The following is a 15,005-nucleotide window of genomic DNA, read 5'->3' as shown; positions in this document are numbered from 1 at the left end:
GCAGAAGGGCTCAGCCCTGCCGCTCCACCATCTCCCCGATGACCCGTGCGCCCTCCGGGAAGGCCCCGGGATTCGGCCCGGAATAGTTGAGTCGCAGATAGGCACCGGTCGGTTCGGCGGGAAACCACTCGTCGCCCGCGGCCACGATGACGCCGGCCGTCTCGCAGTCGCGGACCAGGCGTGCGACGTCGGTGGTGTCCGGGAGCCGCACCCACAGGTTCAGGCCGCCCTGCGGCACCACCTCTACCCGGGCGGTCGGCGCGTGCTCCCGGAGCGCGCCGAGCAGCAGGTCCCGCCGGGCCGCGAGCTGCTGGCGCAGGCCGCGCAGGTGGGTGCGCCAGGCGGGCTGGGTCACGACGTCCAGGGCCACGGACTGCAGCATGCCGCTCACGTACATGGCCTCTGCCTGCGCGTCCGCGAGGATGCGGTCGCGGGCCGGGCCTCTGGCGACGAGCCCCGCGACGCGCACTGCCGGCGAGACGCTCTTGGCCAGCGAGCGCAGGTACACCACGTGCCCGCCGTCGTCGCGGGCGGCGAGCGGGACGACGTCGTGGGTCATCCCGAAGTCGTGCGCCCAGTCGTCCTCGATCACGAAGGCGCCGTGCTCGCGGGCCAGGCGCAGCACCTCGTCGGACAGGCCGGGCGACCAGCGGGCGCCGGTCGGGTTGGCGTAGCTCGGCTGTGCGTAGAAGGCGCGCGCCCCGGTCCGGTCGAAGGCACGTGCGAGCTCGTCGGGGTCCGGGCCGTGCGGGCCGCTGGGCACCGGTACGAGCTGCACGCCTACCTGCTCGGCGGCGAGGATCGCGCCCCAGTAGGTCGGTGACTCGACGAGGAGCGGTCGGCCGGCGCCTGCCAGGGCGCGGAAGACCGTGCTGAGGCTGGACTGGCTCCCGGGGAAGACGACGACGTCGCTCGGCGTGGGCGGAGCGATCCCGGCGGGCGCCGCACTGCCCAGCTCCGCGGCGAACCACGCCTGCAGCTCGGGCAGCCCCGCGGCGGGCGAGCTGGTGACGGCGGCGTCGCTGCGGGCGGCCCGGGTGAACGCGGACCGCACGAGTCGTTCGGGCAGCAGCTCGCGGTCCGGATAGCCGGAGTGCAGCGCTATCACGTCGTTCGGGGCGGTGTGCAGGGCCCGGGAGAGCTGCTGGACGGGCCTGGTGCGTGGGCCGAGGGCCGCCGTCTGCCAGCCGTAGTCGTGGGGGCGCGGCACGCGCACCGCCCGGACGAACGTACCGACGCCCGGCCGCGTCTCCACCACACCCTGCGAAGCGAGGGTGTGCAGCGCCTTCTGCACCGTGACAGGGCTTGCCCCGTACTGCGTCACGAGTGCCCGGCTGGACGGCAGCCGGGCGCCCGGGACGGCGTTGGCGATCCACTCGTGCAGGCCGGCGACAATGCGAGCACTGCTATCGTCATACATGACAGCCAACAGTAGCGCTACTCTCGACACTGCACCGCCGCTATCCCCGGCGCGGGCCGGCCTCTGGTGGGGTCTCCTCGGCGTCGCGGCCTTCTCGCTCACCGTCCCCTTCACCCGCATGGTGGTCGACGGCGGGGGCATGTCACCGTTGTTCGTGTCCTGCGGCCGGGCCGTCGTCGCGGCGGCGCTCGCGGCGCTCGCCCTGGGGGTCACCAGGCAGCGCCTACCCCGGGGCAGGCAGTGGGCGCGGCTCGCGATCGTCGCGGGCGGCGTCGTGTTCGGCTTTCCCGTGCTCACCTCGTTCGCGCTCGCGACGGCGTCGGCGAGCCACAGCGTCGTCGTCATCGCGGTGCTGCCGGCTGTGACGGCGGTGCTGGTGGTGCTGCGTGTGCGCGAGCGTCCGCGGGCGTCGTTCTGGGTGACGGCGGCGCTGGGTGCGGTAGCGGCGGTCGGTTTCGCCGCCGTGCAGGGCGGCAGGCTCGGCGGGCTGCACGGGGCGGACCTGCTGCTGATCGGGGCGGTCGTCGCGTGCGCCATCGGCTACGCGGAGGGCGGGCTGCTCGCCCGCGAGCTCGGCGCCTGGCAGACCATCTCGTGGGCGCTCGTGCTCGCCGCCGCGCCGATGGCGTTGCTCACCGGCATCTCGCTGGTGCAGGACCCGCCGACGGGAACCCCGCTCGACTGGGCGCTGTTCGGCTACCTCGGGGTGGTCAGCATGTTCCTCGGCTTCTTCGCCTGGTACCGGGGGCTCGCGATCGGGCCGATGGCGCAGGTCAGCCAGGTCCAGCTGGTCCAGCCGGTGCTCAGCATCTGCTGGGCGGCGCTGCTCCTGCACGAGCAGGTCACGTGGGCGACCGTGCTCGGCGGGGCGGCGGTCATCGCCTGCGCGGGCACGGCTGTCCGGTCGCGTCTGCGATAGCCGAGCGGCGCCGAGCACCGCCCGGCGTCGGGCAGACTGAGGGCACCACCCGCCTCGCCTCCGGAAGGTTCCGCATGCCCGCGATGTCCCGTCTCGGCCGCCTGTTCGCCATCGTCGCCTGGATCGAGGCGTTCACCTGGGCCGGGCTCCTGGTCGGCATGTTCCTCAAGTACGTCACGGAGACCACCGAGGCAGGGGTATGGCTGTTCGGCCGCCTCCACGGCGGCGCGTTCGTGCTGTTCGTCGGGGTCACGCTGTTCGTGGCGGTCAAGCTGCGCTGGGGCTGGTTCCGCACGCTCGTGGCCCTCGCCGCCTCGGTCCCGCCGCTGACCACCCTGCTCGCGGAGTGGTGGCTCAAGCGGACCGGCTACCTCGCCGACCCGGCCGACCGCGAGGCGGCGACACCGACGGCGGCTGAGCTGCAGCCCACCAGCTAGTTCCCGGTCAACGTCGGTACGCGGCTCGCCCGAGATTCCGTACGGGCTTGAACCTCACGCCACGTGAGGGTCGACGCTGACGTCATGACCGATACATACCCCGCTTTCGACATGGGCCCCGTGCCCCTTCCCGCGCTGGACGCCGAACCTGCCGAGCTGTTCCGCGGCATCTACGGCATGCCGATGTTCGTGACCACGCCCACCCAGGACATGGCCGCCTCCGTCAAGTTCTGGACACACGGCCTCGGCTTCTTCGAGCTCTTCGCAGCTCCGGGCCGGGTCACCCATCTGCGCCGGTGGGCGTTCCAGGACGTCCTGCTCGTCCCGACGGAGATCCCGGCGGAGATCCCCGCGGAGATCCCGGCCGGCCCGCCGGCGGTGACGGTGACCTTCTCGTGCGTGCTGAGCCAGGTGGACCAGATCGCTGCGGCCTGCGAGGAGCTGGTGCCCGGGAGCACCACCGGTCCGCGTCAGACGCCGTGGAACACCATCGACCTGGAAGTGGTCACCCCCGAGAACGTGCGGGTGATCATGACCGCTGCCCGGCCCTACGACCCGGACAGCGCCGAGGCCCAGAGCCTGCGCGACGAGCTGGGCATCGAGGGACCCTCGGCGTGAGGCCGTCCCGGTGACCGCAGCGGCTGCGAGACTTGCCGTGATGACGCACCGGAGCACGACGGACGCGGTGCCGCCGGACGGCTTGACCGTCGGCGGCGCCGCGTCCGTCGTGGGCGTCACCGTCCGGACGCTGCACCACTGGGACGAAGTCGGGCTGGCCGGTCCGTCCCAGCGCACGTCCGGCGGGCACCGGCTCTACGACGCCGCCGACGTCGCCCGGCTCCACCGCGTCCGCCTCTACCGCGAGCTCGGTGTCCCCCTCGCCGAGATCGCGGAACTGCTCGACGCGCCGACCCAGGACGCGGAGGAGTCGTTGACGAGGCAGCGAGACCAGGTGCGCGAGCACATCGCGCGCCTGGAACGTTCGGCGGACGCCCTGGACCGGCTGATCGAGGCCCGCCGCTCCGGCATCCTGCTCCCGCACGACGAACAGGTGGCCATCTTCGGCAGCGCCTGGCAGCCGTCCCGGCAGCTCGAGGCCAGGGAACGCTGGGGCGACAGCGAGCAGTGGGCGCAATACGCCGAACGGGCAGCGGACCGGAGCCCCGAGGACTGGCGACGCATCATGGCGGACGTCGAGGTGCTGCACACCGACCTGGCCAAGGCTCTGCGCGACGGCGTGCTGCCGGGAAGCGAGCGAGCGAACGCCCTTGCCGAGCAGCACCGGGCGTCGATGGGGGCGTACTTCGACTGCACCCACTCGATGCACGTCTGCCTGGCCCGCTCCTACGCCGAGGACCCGGGCTTCCGTTCCTTCTACGACGACGTCGAGCGGGGTCTCGCCGAATGGCTCCGCGACGTCGTGAACGCCAACGCCCTGGCCCACGGCGTCGACCCGGAGACCGCGACCTGGGCGTGAGCCGGGTCCGCACGGGCGCCTACGCAGCGGAAGCGGTCCGTCCGCCTGTGGCAAAAAGCACGTGTACCGCGCGGGGTCCGTGTCGTAGCATCGACGGGTCGGCTGTGCGGCGATCTTGCCCGGCCGGACTCAGGGATCACACGAGGAGCGAGAGATGCGGGAATTCACCGCGGGATGCGGGGCGGCCGTCGCGGCCTGCTCGGGCAGTTCCCGAACCCGCGTCACCCCTCTCTGAATCACCTGCGACAGCACCGACCGCTTCGGCGGTCGTGTGCGCTGTCGCCGGACGCCGGAGGGCGGGCGCCGCGTCGTCCCCTGCCCTGCCGCCTGCCGGCCCGGTGACCGAACGAATCGGTGACCGAGGCGTTGTCGCGCTCCTCGCGACGGCCGATGCCCGGCCGGTGGCCTCCGAACGACCGGAAGCCGATACCCCATGAATCCTCTGACCGAGAAGCAGATCCGCGCGTCCTTCCTGAACGCGAGCAAGCGGGAGGCCGCCCAGGCCACCCTCCCCGACCTCGACACGCTCGACTGGGAGCGCCTCGACTACCTCGGGTGGCACGACCGCAAGGCGCCGCTGTCCGCCTACGTGGTGCTCGAGCTCGACGGCGAACCGACCGGCGTGCTGCTGCGCGCCGCCGAGGCCAAGTCGAGCAAGCGCACCAAGGGCGTGTGCGCCTGGTGCGAGGACGTCGTCGTCACCGACGACGTCTCCCTGTACGTCGCCCGCAGGGGCGGCGCCTCGGGACGCAACGGGAACACGATAGGCACGCTGATCTGCACCGAGTTCGGCTGCTCGCGCAACGTGCGGCGCATGCCGACGTTCACCGAGGCGGGCAACGACCCGGCCATGCGTGAGCTGATCACCGACCGGCGCATCCTGGGTCTGCGCGAGCGGGCCGCACGGTTCGTCGCAGAGGTCGGCAGCACGCGCTGACGAACACGTCGGGCGCACAGGTCCCGTAGGCCTGTGCGTCCGACATGCGCGGATGCGGACGGTCGGACGGCGCCGGGGCGCACCATCGCCGCTTCATGCGGCCGAACCGGCCCCGGTCCGCAGGCGCGCGGCGGCCGCGACCGCGGCCTCGCACCACACGACGGCCGGCCGGTCGACGGCCCCGTGCACCACTATCTGGCGGCACAGCTCGCCCAGGCCCTCGGTCGCCGCCCGCTCCGCGTCGACTCCCGGGTACATCCGGCGCACGGAGAAGACGACGGCCCGGCGATGCGCCGCCCACTCCGAGGGGTTCGAGGCGAGGCCGTAAATCCTGGTCCTGGTCTGCTTCATGCACTACAGACGCACCAGGGGCACGGATGTCACAGCACTTTACGGAGGAGTTGTCGGTGTCTCGCAGTAGCCTCACGGCGTGCCCCTCTCCGACCGCGAGCCACGCCTCGACACCGCCGACCCGGCCGCCCTGTTCACCGCCTACCTGGACTACTACCGGCACGCCGTGGACCGCAAGCTGCGCAGCCTGTCCGACGACGACCTGCGCGCCTCCCGGCTCCCTTCCGGCTGGTCGCCGCTCGATCTGCTGATCCATCTGGTGCACATGGAGCGGCGCTGGTTCCGGTGGGGCTTCCTGGCGGAGCCGGTGGACCGCCCGTGGGGTGACCACCCGGGTGAGGACCCGGACGGACCGTGGGCAGTTCCCGACGGCGTCGGCCTGGAGGAACTGCTCGAGGCACTGCACGCGGGCGGCACGGTGACCGGCGAGGTGCTCGCGACACACTCCCTGGACGAGCACGGCGCAGTCGGCGGCCGGTTCACCGAGGACCCGCCGACGCTCGCCTGGATCTGCTTCCACGTGCTGCAGGAGTACGCCCGCCACGCGGGCCACCTGGACGTCTCCGCCGAGCTGGCGGGCGGTGCGACCGGCGAATGAGCAGACGCAGTGCTCTATGGACGACGACGGCGGTCGTGACCGTGCTCGGCGTGCTCGGCGTGCTCGTGGCGAACGGCGTCGTCTGGCCCAACCGGATCCTCGCGGCCCGGTACGACGTGCGAGGGGTGGACGTCGCGCACTACCAGGGGGAGATCGACTGGGACGCGCTGGCCGCACAGGACCTCGACTTCGCGTGGATCAAGGCCACCGAGGGCGCCTCGCACACCGACCCGCGGTTCGCCGAGAACTGGGCGGCCGCGACACGGACCGACCTGCTCGTCGGGGCCTACCACTTCATGAGCTTCGAGAGCTCGGGGGCCGACCAGGCCGCACAGCTCGCCGCCGAGGTCCCGGCGACCCCCGGAACGCTCCCGCCCGTGATCGACCTGGAGTTCTACGGCTCGTACTTCCAGAACCACCCGACGCCGGAGGAGGTGCACGCGATCCTGGATCCGCTGGTCGCCGGGATCGAGGAGCACTACGGCGCCGCCCCGATCGTGTACGCGACGGGGGAGGCCTACGACCTCTACCTGGCGGGCCGCTACCCGGACCTGCCCGTATGGATCCGGTCGGTCGCGTGGGCGCCCGGGCTGTCCGACGGTCGCGAGTGGACGGTCTGGCAGTACTCGAACCGCGACCGGCTGCCCGGCTACGACGGCGTCGAGCCGTACATCGACATGAACGTGTTCGCGGGCACGCGCGCGGAGCTCGAGGCCCTCACCCTGGACTGACTCGCCGGCTCGGACGCGTCGGCCTCGGCGCGTCAGGGCAGGTCACCTCAGGGCAGCGAGATGGTGCCGACCAGGACACCGCCGCTGTCCACCACCTGGAAGCCGATGCGCTCCAGGGACTTCCGGACGATCGCCGACCGCGCGGTCGTCCGCGCCACCAGGCGCTTCGCATCCATGGTCTGGGCCGCGGCGAACGCCCAGTAGGCCACCTCGCCGGAGATGCCCTGACCGCGGTACGACCGACCGAGCCAGAGGCCGACCTCCCGTGCGGCCGGGTCGCCGTCGACCAGGGCCAGGCGGGCGGCGCCCACGATCCTGCCTCTGGCCTTGACCGCCCAGGTCACCTCGGGGACCGGGGAGTGCGGGTTCACGCGGCACCGCCGGTGGTACTCCCTGAACGCACCCTTGCGCAGGTCGGTCCAGGTCGTGCGGGGTTCGGTGGCCGACTCGCCCGAGGCGGGCGGCATGACCTCGCCGGGCAGGGCCTCGGCAACGGCCAGAGCAAGGAGGCCTTCGAGCACTTCCTCGTCCACGGGAACCAGGTCGACCATCATCTGCGACGTCACCTCGCGGATGATAGTCGCATTTCGGGCTTGCTGGGACTGGTGAAACTTTCAACCACCTGACTGCGGGTCAGGAGGGGCGCCATGGCTCCCTGGCGTAGTCGACCCGGCCCAGCCCCAGCCACGAGGCGAGCAGCTCCACCTCGGCATGCACCGCGTCCATGGTGGCCCCGTCGAACGGCAGGTCCTCGTGCACCGCGAACACGTTCAGCACGCCCGCCTTGCGGTCCGCCTTCGCGTCGAGCTTTCCCACGAACCGCTCACCGTGCAGGATCGGCAGCGCGAAGTAGCCCCAGCGGCGCTTGCCCTTCGGCTTGTACATCTCGAGCGCGTACTCGTAGCCGAAGAGGTCGAGGAGCCGCGGCCGGTCGGCGGCCATGGCGTCGAACGGGGACAGCAGCGCGGTCCGGGGCTCGAACTCGTCGTCCGCCCGCTCGAGCAGCTCGGGATCGGCGCGCCACTCGCCGTCGACCCCCTCGATCTCCACCGTCTCGCCGGGCATGTCCACCCACCAGCCGCCGTCGCTCGAACGACCCTGCACCCGCTTGCGGGAGATGCCCTCGGCCGCCAGGCGGCGCGCCACCCGTTCCTGGAGCGCCTCCTCCAGCGGCACGGCCTCGACCTGCGGATAGACCCGCTCCGCCAGGTCCCACAGGCGCTGCCTGCCCTGACGCCCCACCATCGCGAGCTTGCCCTGCATGTTCAGCGCTTCCAGCATCTCGGCCACGCTGCGGCGACTGCTCCATCCCTCGGCGCCCCAGGTGTACGGCACGCGGGCGGTGTCCGGCACGTCCTTGGCGAGCACCGGCCCGTCCGCCTCCACCAGCGCCAGCACCTCACGCTCGAACTCGGCGTTGTCGGCGAGCCACTGCCGCATGGTCTCGTGCTCGGGCCAGCGGGCCATCTGCTCCAGGTACAGGGGCAGGTCGACCATCGACCGCACGGTGCCACGCAGCTGGAACAGCATGCGGTCGGAGATTGCGTCGTCGACCGCGCCCTGCCAGTACTCGTTGCCGAGCCGCGACCAGGCGACGAGGTCCACGGCGGGCGCCACCGCCGACGTCGGGTCCACCGAGAGGAACGTCAGATCCTCCACGAGGTGCACCAGGTCCACCGGCCGACGGGCGTCGAGCAGCTGGGCACGCAGCGCGATGCGCCGCCCCTGCTGCGCGGTGAGCCGATGCGTAGCCATGCCGCGAGGATACGGAAGGGCACCGCCAGCCTCCAGAGCGGCCGGCTCAGCCTCTGGGGCCCGGCGTAGCCTGGGGCGCGTGGCCCATGCCTACCGCACCAGCGCCCGGGTGGAGGCGCCCGCCGACGTCGTCTGGCAGGTGCTGTCCGACGTCGAGCGCATGCCTACCTGGACCGGCTCCATGACCAGCGTGACGATCCTGGGGGCCGAGACGGCCATCGCCGTCGGCTCCCGTGTCGAGCTGACGCAGCCCGGACTGCCACCTGCGGTCTGGGAGGTGGACGGCCTCACCGAGGGCAGCGGCTTCTCCTGGTCGAGCAGCACCCCGGGTGTGCGGTCGGGGGTAGCCCACCGGATCACACCCGTGTCCGACGTCGTGTCCGAGGTCACGCTGGCGGTCGCGCAGAGCGGGATGCTCGCCGGGCTGACCAACCTCGCGCTCGGCTCGCGCGCACGGGAGCTCGTGGACACGGAGCTGGCCGACCTGAAGGCCGAGGCGGAGCGTCGCACCCTGGAAAAGGGCTGACCCACCACCGCTGATCGGCGTGTCGCATTGTTTCTCGGGCCGATCTTTCATGGCGCTCAAAGGCCATATTCGTCAAAAGAATGGCCCTTACGCTGGGAAAAGACGACTGTCAAAAAGTTACCCACATTTCGCACACCTTGGTACTTCACGACAAGTGTTATCTGATCGAGACAGAGTGGTGACCCGTATGTAGCGTCGGATCCGTTGTGCCACCGGAGGCACAACCGCGAGCCCCATTCCCCAGACCGGTACGGGCCCGCGAAACCGGCGACTTGGAGAACTTCGGTGAGTACCACCGTCCGACGCGGTCGACACCGCGCCGTTCACGCTCCTAGCACTCCCCTGATGACCGTGACCCGTACCGCCGCCCGCTCGGGTGCGCTGATCGCGGCATCGTCCGGACTTCTCGCGACGGCGTTCGCACCCAGCGCACACGCCGTCATGGGAGACGGTTCGAACCGGCTGGCAAGCAAAGAGCTGGCGGCAGCGCCGGCCGTGCAGGTCGCGACCGACGCGAAGCTCAACATCGAGAGCAAGGCCGTCAAGGTCACCCCCGCTCCCGAGCCAGAGCCCGTGGTGGAGACCGCCACGCAGCCCGAGCCCGAGCCCGAGGCGGTGACGGAGGCCGCGGCCGAGGAGGTAGAGCCGGCCACCCCGGACTACGCCTCTGACGGTTCCATCGGCGCGCAGGCCGTCGCGATCGCCATGCAGTACATCGGTATCGCCTACACGTACGGCGGCGAGTCACCGGGGTCGGGCTTCGACTGCTCCGGGCTGATCAAGTACGTGTACGCCCAGCTCGGCGTCGACCTGCCGCACTCGTCGTCGTCCATGGTGGCGGCGGGCTACCAGGTCGCGTCGCCCATCCCCGGCGACATCGTGTGGACCCAGGGCCACGTCTCCCTGTACGCGGGCGAGGGCATGGTCGTCGAGGCCGCCAACTACGGCACCCCGGTGCGCCACACGGCCCAGTGGCAGGACTACGCGGTCTACATCCGCCCCTACTGACCTGCTCAGCGCCTGTCCGGCTTCCGCACGGGGTAGACCGTGCGGAAGCCGGACAGGCGCTCTACCTCGCGGATCGGGTCAGTACGCGACCGCTGCGGCCGCGTCGACGATGCCGTACCCGTACAGCGGGGTCCACACACCGACGAGGCCCAGGAGCGGGTCGCGCGCGGTGCCGAGGATCGCGCTCTCGACCTCTGCCATCGTCCGGCCCTGGCCGTACAGCAGTGCCGCGACCCCTGCCACGTGCGGCGTCGCCATCGACGTGCCCGCGTAGGCGTCGTAGCTGCCGCCTGCGCACGTGTCCGAGCCGGTGCCAACGGGCACCGTGGACCAGACGTCGCCGTCGCACCCGTTCAGGCCGCCCGCCCCGCCGGGCGCCGAGACGCTCTTCAGGTCGAGCTTGATCGGGAGCTCCGAGTAGTAGGCATGGAGGCGGGCCGAGTCCGTTGCCCCCACGCAGATCGCCGAGCTGGTGAACGCCGGGTCGGTGCACAGCGGCGTCGACGAGTTGCCTGCCGCCGCGACCGTGAGCACCCCGCGCTCACGGGCGTACGCGATGGCGTCGCGCATCAGGGTGTCGACGCCGATGATCGTCAGCAGCTGCCCGCCAGGGGCGGAGCCCAGCGAGAGGTTGATGACGTCGGCGCCGTTGTCGGCGGCCCACCGGATGCCGTCCGCGATGTCCTGGGACGAGCCAGAGCCCCCCTCGAGGACCTTGACCGGGAGGACCTTGGCGCCGGGGGCCACACCCGCGACGCCTATGCCGTTGTCGGCCGCGGCGGCGACGATGCCTGCCACGTGCGTGCCGTGCTCGTCCCCGTCGTTCTGGCCGTCGGGGCCCCTGAAGTCCCCCTCACCGCACGGGCGCACGTCCGCACAGCCGGAGAAGGTGGCGCCCGGCAGGAGCTGGCCGGCGAGGTCCGGCTGGTCGAAGTCGACGCCTGTGTCGACGACGGCCACCACCGCGCCCTCGCCGGTACCGGCCGACCAGGCGGCCTCGGCGTTGATCTGGTCCAGGCCCCACTGCTTGTCCCGCAGGGGGTCGTTGGTGGCGGCCTGCGCACCGGGTGCCACGGCGACGAGCACCGCCACGACGAGTGCCGCGGAGGTGGCGACGCCGGCGAATGGCTTCCTGTTCATATGTGCCCCCGTTGTTCGCTCGTGGGCCGGATACCTACGAACTAGGACAAAACTATGGGGACCGGACAAGCGTCGAACAGGCCCTGCGACGCACGGCGGGTGAAATTTACATGATCGCAATCAGTGCGGGCTGCCGCCTCAGGCCCACGCCCCGGAGAGCTCACCCTCGTCCGCCGCTTGCCGGGAGAGCCGGAGCGCTGCGATCGCCGCACCGAGCAGCAGGGCGACCACCCAGGCGCCCAGCTGGTGCCTGTCGGGCACCATCGCCGCCGAGGCGAGCTCGTGCGCCACGATCGCCGCCGCGGACAGCGGGTCCTCCGTGAGCGCGGAGCCCGGCCAGATGTTCTCCTGCACGGCCAGGAGGGCCGGCCCGGCCGCTTGCAGCACCCACACGATGCCCGCGGTCGGCAGCCAGCCGAGCAGCTCGATCGGTCGGCTGTCCACCGCCAGGCCGAACGCGATACCGAGCGCCACGGCGAAGGTCCACCACGTGCCGGTGGGAGACACCAGGTTGCCCGGCACCAGACCCCACAGCCAGCCGTCCAGGAGCACGACAGGCAGGGCGAGCGCGGGCCCGCGCAGGGCGGCCGGGCCCAGGGCCGTCAGGAGGCCGGCGGCCAGCCCTACGACCCCGGCAGCCACCGTGACGACCAGCATCCCGAGCGGCGCCGCGTCACCCGGAGCACTGCCGCGAAGCGCGAGCAGGCACGAGGCACCGCCCGCCACGGACATGGCGAGCAAGGTGCCCGTCGTCGCGGCAGCCGCGCCCGCCCTCGCCGAGGCCGGGATGCCCGCCGTGAGACCACCGAGGAGCCCCCCGATCAGCGCCATGACGACCAGGCCGACCACCGCGTCGTCGGTGGTGATCGGGATGGGCAGGAATTCGGCAGAGCGCACCACCGAGGCCTCGGTAAGGCCTATGACCTCGTACAACGCCTGCAGGAGCCACGGCAGAAACCCGCACACCCACCAGACGACGGCACTGATGGGAAGCACCCACCAGGCGGAGACGCGATATGCGCTTTCACCCATGCCGCCGAACGGTAGCCGATGTATGTGATGTCGGTCATAGCCCATGAAGACCGGAACGGCGCAAATCTGCGCCTTCGGCGGGTGAGACCGGAATGCGTAACCCGATCGTGACTTTTCTGGGGAAGGTGTGTACTTTGACTTCTGCCCCACCACATCGGTGGGGCCGTGAGCCGGACGCCGAATCCTGTCACCGGTTCATGACCAGACGTTCGAGACAGGAGCGGGGGACCCACCTTCCCGGGCGACAGCACCATCGTCGCCCTCGGGGTGAAGCCGGACGGAACCCCCCAGTAGCCGTGCGGCCGGGTGTGTACTCCTACCCGAACCCGACAGCTGACCTCGCAGGCGGTACAGGAGACATTTAGGTGACGAACTCCCTTCGCGGACGGCATCGTGACAGCCGGCCGGCCATGACACCGCTGAGCATCCTCGCTCGTACCGCCACAGAGAACGCAGGCACCGTAGCCCGCCGAGGAGCCATCGCCGCAGCAGCCGGTGGCGTCCTGATCTCGACCATCGCGACCACGGCCCACGCGGCCCCCGCCATGGACCTGAAGACCGACGTGAAGTCCGCCAAGCTGAACACGGTCGACCTGCGCTCCCTCACCGCGGTGGCCAAGCAGGCAGTTGCCGGGGCCCCCACGGTCACCGTCCCGTCCGACGCGAAGATGCCGATCGAGATGGAAGCCCTTGGCACCTCCTCGGGCGCCGACGGCAAGAAGGGCGGCGGTCCCGCCGTTGTCTCTGTCGACGCGCCGGACCCCGTCCCGGTCGGCGAGCAGGCCATCAACGTCGCGTTCAACTACCTCGGCATCACGTACGTGCTGGGCGGTAACTCGCCGGCCGAGGGCATGGACTGCTCCGGCCTCATCCAGTACGTGTACGCGCAGCTCGGCGTGAACCTGCCGCACTCGTCCGGCGCGATGCTCAGCTCCGGCTACCAGGTCACCTACCCGGAGCCCGGCGACATCGTCTGGACGCCCGGCCACGTGGCCCTGTACGCGGGCGACGGCATGATCATCGAGGCGTGGGCCGCCGGCATGCCGGTGCGCTACACCGAGATGTGGCAGAACAGCCCGACGTTCATCCGCGTCGTCTGAGCCGAAGGTGCAGCGCAGGGTGCGGGCCGAGGAACGAGGCACGCGCCCGGAGCGGGAACGCAGGCTCAGGCGACACAGATAGAGCCTGAGCTATCGCAGCACATCGACCGCAGTACATCGTGAGGCGTCGCCTCCGCGCCGGGTTTCCGCCCGACGCCGGAGGCGGCGCCTCTCGCGTGTCCGGGGTCGCTCACTCCGGCCAGTCGCAGTAGTCCGCGACGAAGGAGAAGAAGTCGGAGCGTGCGGTGTCTGGCATCGGCACGTAGACAGGCTCCTGCGGGACGCCGCCGACGCGTGCGGACACCGGCAGGAACGTGCCCCGCTTGTCCTCGGCCACCGCATGGACGTCGCAGCGGGCGGGCACCACCGCCAGGACCACCTCGCCGGATCCTTGTCCCGCCAGGTCCTGGCCGGCCCAGCCCGAGACGTCGCCACCCGGGTCCGCACTGCTCATCAAGGTCGTCCCGGCGATCCGGTCGAGGGTGACCTCCGGACCGCCGTCGACCCGCTCGATCCGCAGGGTGACCAGGGCGATCAGCTCACCGTCGCGCGTCTCGACGGGGACGTCGGGATCAACGGTGAGGTCAGCGCCGGCCGCAACGGCCGCGGTCGAGCAGTCGACCGCGTGGTTCCGGGCGAGGTGTCCGACGGGATCGCTCACCTCGTCGACGAGGACGTCGGTCGTGGGACCCAGGTCGTCGCCCTCGCCGAGGGCGAGCGTGATCGTGGCGGACGGCGGGGCCGTCGCGGCGCCGTCCTCCGCCGCCGCCAGGTCTGCGCACCTCGCCTCGCCCAGCCCCACGTAGACGGCGCGCGTGGCGCCGGGCCGCAGCACGAGGGTGCGTCCCTCCTTCATGGGATGTGACGGCCCGAACTGCACGGCCCGCAGGGCCCCGGAGAGGAGGGTCAAGGTCTTGTCGGAGTCGTTGGTGACCTCGAGCCGGATCTCCCGCTCGGCGTACTGCTCGCGGCCCTGCGCCACCTCGACGCTCAGCTGAGAGGCGACGTCGTCGGGCACCGCTCCCCTCGCGGACGACGGCGCGCCACCGCCAGTACACGCGACCGCGGCCGCGCCGACCACCGCCGTCACGAGGACGAGGGTGGCGACGCGGCCGCGATGTACTGCGATCAAGCGGTCTTACGACGACCGAAGATGGCCTGGGCGATCAGGATCACGATGATCGCGCCGATCACCGAGAAGAGCCAGCTCTCCCAGGACCAGAACTCGTCCAGGCTGACGTTGAAGATGAGCCCACCGAGCCAGCCACCGAGCATGGCGCCGAGCACACCGAGGAGCAGGGTGACCCAGAAGCCGCCCGGCTGCTTGCCGGGGAGGATGATGCGTGCGATGACGCCCGCGATCAGCCCGAGGATGAGAAAAGCAAAGAAACCCATGGCGTGTTTCCTCCAGAGTGGTTGGCTTGCTTGCGCACTACCTCAGCACTGTTTGCGCCGACTTGCCAGCGGAACCTCCGAATCGGTCCCAAACCGGGACAATGCGCCCAACAAAGGCAACGTACACCTCCGCGCTACAGTTCGCGCGGGCAAGGGCCTGAGGCAGGACCGGAGCAAGG

At 71.2% G+C, this 15,005-nt stretch carries 18 protein-coding genes and 1 riboswitch; of the genes, 10 read left to right on the top strand and 8 right to left on the bottom strand.

Features of this window, described 5'->3' with window-relative positions; genetic code table 11:
* Positions 1 to 10: 10 nt before the first annotated feature.
* The gene (locus tag AB0I32_RS07025; RefSeq protein ID WP_357504240.1) at positions 11 to 1,420 is read right to left on the bottom strand and encodes a PLP-dependent aminotransferase family protein; all 1,410 of its coding nucleotides are present in this window, start codon (positions 1,418 to 1,420) and stop codon (positions 11 to 13) included.
* On the opposite strand from AB0I32_RS07025, the gene AB0I32_RS07020 reads away from it, so the two are divergent.
* The 5 genes from AB0I32_RS07020 (at position 1,419) to AB0I32_RS07000 (ending at position 5,190) form a co-directional block, all read left to right on the top strand.
* Positions 1,419 to 2,339, top strand: coding sequence for a DMT family transporter (locus AB0I32_RS07020; RefSeq protein WP_357504238.1), 921 nt, complete (start codon positions 1,419 to 1,421; stop codon positions 2,337 to 2,339). The two genes, AB0I32_RS07025 and AB0I32_RS07020, sit on opposite strands and share 2 nt — an antisense overlap.
* Before the next feature lie 74 nt (positions 2,340 to 2,413).
* The gene (locus AB0I32_RS07015) at positions 2,414 to 2,776 is read left to right on the top strand and encodes a DUF3817 domain-containing protein (RefSeq protein ID WP_357504236.1); all 363 of its coding nucleotides are present in this window, start codon (positions 2,414 to 2,416) and stop codon (positions 2,774 to 2,776) included.
* Positions 2,777 to 2,860: 84 nt separating this feature from the next.
* The gene (locus AB0I32_RS07010) at positions 2,861 to 3,394 is read left to right on the top strand and encodes a VOC family protein (protein ID WP_357504234.1); all 534 of its coding nucleotides are present in this window, start codon (positions 2,861 to 2,863) and stop codon (positions 3,392 to 3,394) included.
* Positions 3,395 to 3,434: 40 nt separating this feature from the next.
* Complete coding sequence (locus AB0I32_RS07005; RefSeq protein ID WP_357504232.1) at positions 3,435 to 4,253, top strand: MerR family transcriptional regulator; 819 nt, start codon at positions 3,435 to 3,437, stop codon at positions 4,251 to 4,253.
* A gap of 433 nt (positions 4,254 to 4,686) precedes the next feature.
* Positions 4,687 to 5,190, top strand: coding sequence for an FBP domain-containing protein (locus AB0I32_RS07000; RefSeq protein WP_357504230.1), 504 nt, complete (start codon positions 4,687 to 4,689; stop codon positions 5,188 to 5,190).
* A gap of 93 nt (positions 5,191 to 5,283) precedes the next feature.
* Here the strand turns inward: AB0I32_RS07000 and AB0I32_RS06995 are convergent, their stop codons facing one another.
* Entirely contained in the window at positions 5,284 to 5,541 is a 258-nt protein-coding gene (locus tag AB0I32_RS06995; RefSeq protein WP_357504228.1) for a hypothetical protein, read from the bottom strand.
* A 79-nt stretch (positions 5,542 to 5,620) separates the two neighbouring features.
* Here AB0I32_RS06995 and AB0I32_RS06990 point away from each other — a divergent pair, with 79 nt between their 5' ends.
* Entirely contained in the window at positions 5,621 to 6,139 is a 519-nt protein-coding gene (locus AB0I32_RS06990) for a DUF664 domain-containing protein (RefSeq protein ID WP_357504226.1), read from the top strand.
* A complete protein-coding gene (locus AB0I32_RS06985; RefSeq protein ID WP_357504224.1) occupies positions 6,136 to 6,870 on the top strand; it encodes a GH25 family lysozyme in 735 nt (244 codons plus the stop codon). Before AB0I32_RS06990 ends, AB0I32_RS06985 begins: the two co-directional genes overlap by 4 nt.
* 47 nt (positions 6,871 to 6,917) lie before the next feature.
* On the opposite strand, the gene AB0I32_RS06980 is transcribed toward AB0I32_RS06985, so the two are convergent.
* Positions 6,918 to 7,436: a GNAT family N-acetyltransferase gene (locus tag AB0I32_RS06980; protein ID WP_357504221.1), complete on the bottom strand. Its 519-nt coding sequence runs from the start codon at positions 7,434 to 7,436 to the stop codon at positions 6,918 to 6,920.
* A gap of 67 nt (positions 7,437 to 7,503) precedes the next feature.
* On the bottom strand, positions 7,504 to 8,625 hold the full coding sequence (locus AB0I32_RS06975) for a crosslink repair DNA glycosylase YcaQ family protein (protein WP_357504219.1): 1,122 nt from the start codon (positions 8,623 to 8,625) through the stop codon (positions 7,504 to 7,506).
* A 79-nt stretch (positions 8,626 to 8,704) separates the two neighbouring features.
* On the opposite strand from AB0I32_RS06975, the gene AB0I32_RS06970 reads away from it, so the two are divergent.
* Both AB0I32_RS06970 and AB0I32_RS06965 read left to right on the top strand, forming a co-directional pair.
* A complete protein-coding gene (locus tag AB0I32_RS06970) occupies positions 8,705 to 9,151 on the top strand; it encodes an SRPBCC family protein (protein ID WP_357504217.1) in 447 nt (148 codons plus the stop codon).
* Between the two features lie 345 nt (positions 9,152 to 9,496).
* Positions 9,497 to 10,159 (top strand): NlpC/P60 family protein, encoded by a 663-nt coding sequence (locus tag AB0I32_RS06965; protein ID WP_357504215.1) that lies wholly within the window; start codon positions 9,497 to 9,499, stop codon positions 10,157 to 10,159.
* A 78-nt stretch (positions 10,160 to 10,237) separates the two neighbouring features.
* Here the strand turns inward: AB0I32_RS06965 and AB0I32_RS06960 are convergent, their stop codons facing one another.
* Positions 10,238 to 11,299 carry a S8 family serine peptidase gene (locus AB0I32_RS06960; protein WP_357504213.1) on the bottom strand — a complete coding sequence of 354 codons (1,062 nt, stop codon included), beginning with the start codon at positions 11,297 to 11,299 and terminating at the stop codon, positions 10,238 to 10,240.
* Positions 11,300 to 11,437: 138 nt separating this feature from the next.
* Positions 11,438 to 12,331 carry a hypothetical protein gene (locus AB0I32_RS06955; RefSeq protein WP_357504211.1) on the bottom strand — a complete coding sequence of 298 codons (894 nt, stop codon included), beginning with the start codon at positions 12,329 to 12,331 and terminating at the stop codon, positions 11,438 to 11,440.
* Positions 12,332 to 12,496: 165 nt separating this feature from the next.
* Positions 12,497 to 12,694, top strand: a riboswitch (cyclic di-AMP (ydaO/yuaA leader).
* A 47-nt stretch (positions 12,695 to 12,741) separates the two neighbouring features.
* Here AB0I32_RS06955 and AB0I32_RS06950 point away from each other — a divergent pair.
* The gene (locus AB0I32_RS06950; protein WP_357504209.1) at positions 12,742 to 13,431 is read left to right on the top strand and encodes a C40 family peptidase; all 690 of its coding nucleotides are present in this window, start codon (positions 12,742 to 12,744) and stop codon (positions 13,429 to 13,431) included.
* Between the two features lie 190 nt (positions 13,432 to 13,621).
* Here AB0I32_RS06950 and AB0I32_RS06945 read toward each other — a convergent pair whose 3' ends face one another.
* Together AB0I32_RS06945 and AB0I32_RS06940 are read right to left on the bottom strand one after the other, a co-directional pair.
* Entirely contained in the window at positions 13,622 to 14,563 is a 942-nt protein-coding gene (locus tag AB0I32_RS06945) for a hypothetical protein (protein ID WP_357504207.1), read from the bottom strand.
* On the bottom strand, positions 14,560 to 14,826 hold the full coding sequence (locus AB0I32_RS06940; protein ID WP_357504205.1) for a GlsB/YeaQ/YmgE family stress response membrane protein: 267 nt from the start codon (positions 14,824 to 14,826) through the stop codon (positions 14,560 to 14,562). The genes AB0I32_RS06945 and AB0I32_RS06940 overlap by 4 nt, the downstream gene beginning before the upstream one ends.
* Positions 14,827 to 15,005 lie beyond the last annotated feature (179 nt).

Origin of the sequence: Promicromonospora sp. NPDC050249, from assembly GCF_040656015.1 — a bacterium.
GTDB lineage: Bacteria > Actinomycetota > Actinomycetes > Actinomycetales > Cellulomonadaceae > Promicromonospora.
Note: the sequence above shows the minus strand (reverse complement) of the source record. Positions and strands in the feature narration are given on the sequence as shown.